Consider the following 2,725-nt stretch of genomic DNA (forward strand, 5'->3'; position numbering starts at 1 on the left):
GTGTTGGAACCCGCTGGGCTGCGGCCGGATTGATCGGGATGAGACCCGAGGCTCGCGCCTACGGCTGATTGGGTTACCGCCGCCGCTAGCCCGAAGGGCGACACAGCCCCTGCCGGGGACGTGAGTCCCCGGTTGCCAGCCCCCCCCAAAGAATCTCAAGCCCCGGAGGGGCGACACAGCAACTGTGCATTCTGTGCCGCCCCTCCGGGGCTTTTGTTTGTTCGGGACACGCGGCTTGGCGATTGACACCGCTGGCAGGTCAGCCGCATCGCCCGGAGGTCCTCGGTGCGAAACATCTTGTAACAGGTCGCTTCGTCGGTGATGCGTGTGCTGTACAGCATGCGCACCATTGTATTCAAAAGAGAGACGCCCCCAAACAAACAGGCTAAACGGTCGCTCGCCCGAAGGCCTACCGGCCAGTCGCCGCGAACCATAGACGGCAATTCCGCGGCAATCTCGCATCCGCTGCAGCAGCAGCTTCAAGTCACTCGGATCGTATTCCAGGTCCGCATCCTGCACGACCACCAAAGGCGATGTGACATGATCTAGGCCGGTGCGGATGGCCGCCCCCTTGCCGCGGTTCTCTGGGTGCCGACCCAGTATGGCGTTGAGCTCCCAGCCGGCGATCGTTTGCTCGACGATCTCAACCGTGCCGTCGGTAGACGCATCGTCAACGATCACGATCTCGCCCACGTCGCCGCAAGCGTTGGCAAATGCCTGTGCGTGTCGCAAACATGCTGCCACACTGGACCGTTCGTTGAAGACGGGGACGATGATCGCGAGGCGACCGTCGTTCCGATTGGGAGCACTCACGCGTAGCATCTCCGCTTCGGTTCAGGAAGCATTCAGCGGGGACGTATCGCCTCGCCCCACCCAGCGGTAACGGAAGAAGGCGAGAAGAGCCAGCGTCGCGGCAGCACCGAGAAGTAGGACGACCCACAGTGAACGTGGTGATCGTGGCTGCACCGGTTCGGGCAGACCGAAGGCGGACAGGCGAAAATCATTCTTGTGTGGCGGTTCGTCCCGCCATTCGAGCCGCACAGAACGCTCCAGCGAGAATGACTCGCCTCCGACCGAACCCGGCGGCGGTTCGTACGACTCGGTGCCTACCATCCGCGTGACAACGGGACGTCCAATAGCGTCTGGTGTTGCAAACGTGTTGTGCGTCGTGAACCGACCCGTCGTGCCATCGATTTCCAGTTTCGCCTCAGCGTGCAAGATCTGCCACTGGACATGCTCCCCCAGTTCGAGCTGAACGGATTCGATTCGGAGGCCGTTCGCTTGACCGGACGGTGTGCGCGAAAGTTGGAGTTTCAGGATGTCGCCCGCCGGTCCTTCATGCTTGGAGAGATCGGTTACGGCAAGAACTCCGGAGCGAATCGCCTCGGGGATCGACTGTCCGAGGATTCGCAATCCGTAGACGCCGGGCGTCATCGATAGTTTGCGCTGCAAGGAATTGGGCGGGACGCCATCCCAATGGACAAGGGCTAAGCTAAAGTCGTCCGCACTCGACGGTCGTGACACTTTAAATGAGTAGTCAGCGTTCTTGCCCACTGCTTCGAGGGCGTGCGGAGAGGATTCGTCAAGCGACTCGGACGCCAACCATTCCTGCAAGATGGCACCGTCGCGCGAGCTGACACGTCTCACCTTCGCTTCCGTTTCTATGTTCTCGACACCCTTTGATTCAAACGTGACCTGGACGCGGTACGGTGGAAAACTTGACTCAAACGAACGCCACGCGTCGAGAACTTCGTTAGGCATCTCGTCCGCGAACACAGACTGAGGACAAGGAAGTATCCAGCCAGTGCAAGTCGCTAGCAGTAACATAGGAATGGCCTTCTGGCAGCCACTTTTGGTTAAATGCACTATCGTCTCTGTGTTACGATGCACGAAAAAAGAACCCCTATGAGACATGGCATGATAACTGCGAGGCACTGTTGGTGCGTCGCTGCAAACTCGAGAATGCAACACGAGTCGCGTGTCCTACGGCACATACTTGCAAATGCAGTACGCCATCTCCTCTGTGACCTCCTTTGTGCATTCGCAGCCTTGGCATCCATACCCTATCCCGCACGACCCTTGCGAGCAAAAAGACGGTGGTCGTTGGTGGCAGGTCACGTCGCAATAGCTGCAATCTGTCGCGAGGCAAATCGACGCGAACGCTGCTCCTCCAATGCTCACGCAAGAAATAGTCACCAAAAGCAAGGCTGCATTAAAATGTTGCTTACGCACAATAATTCTCCAAGAAAAGTAGAGTAGACGCATCTTTAACAACGATCATTCATCAGGACTGTACCGAGGAAAATAGTGCCGAAGGGTTCACTGGCCGCCTTCTCGTGTTGCCGGAAGCGCTTGCGTGATCATCGAAGCGTTGGCGAGTACCAGAGGTGAAAAGCACCACAGGGTAAGCGAGAACAGGCCGGCGCGCTGGCCGTACAGACTGCGGCTCCAGCAGAAAATCGTCCCACCCGCGATCAGGATGAACGGAATGGCCGTTATGCGTGCAAGCGTGAGATACGCGTAAGCCTGCAAGCCGTGACGCTGCCAGAAACGGGTTCCCATGGGGAATTCCGGACGGTCGCGCGTATCGGCGGCATAGATGTAGTCCGTCTCGACGTCCATCTGGGCCAGTGGCAGAGTGGCGACAGCGCGAACCAGCGGTGGGTTGACGCGGTACAGCCCAAAATCGCCGTACTGCCAAATGCTCAGCCCCGCCGGCAAGTGT

Annotated in this window: 3 protein-coding genes; all 3 read right to left on the bottom strand. The window is 58.8% G+C overall.

Annotated elements, in window-relative coordinates:
* Positions 1–822 (bottom strand): glycosyltransferase family 2 protein (locus tag GE027_RS23855; protein ID WP_153559466.1); only part of this gene is annotated, 822 nt, incomplete at its 3' end.
* A 12-nt stretch (positions 823–834) separates the two neighbouring features.
* Positions 835–1,761, bottom strand: coding sequence for a hypothetical protein (locus GE027_RS22435; protein WP_153559467.1), 927 nt, complete (start codon positions 1,759–1,761; stop codon positions 835–837).
* A 558-nt stretch (positions 1,762–2,319) separates the two neighbouring features.
* Positions 2,320–2,725, bottom strand: a 406-nt coding sequence (locus tag GE027_RS22915) for a hypothetical protein (RefSeq protein WP_202617508.1), incomplete at its 5' end; no start/stop codon positions are given.

Origin of the sequence: Roseimaritima sediminicola, from assembly GCF_009618275.1 — a bacterium.
Taxonomy (GTDB): domain Bacteria; phylum Planctomycetota; class Planctomycetia; order Pirellulales; family Pirellulaceae; genus Roseimaritima; species Roseimaritima sediminicola.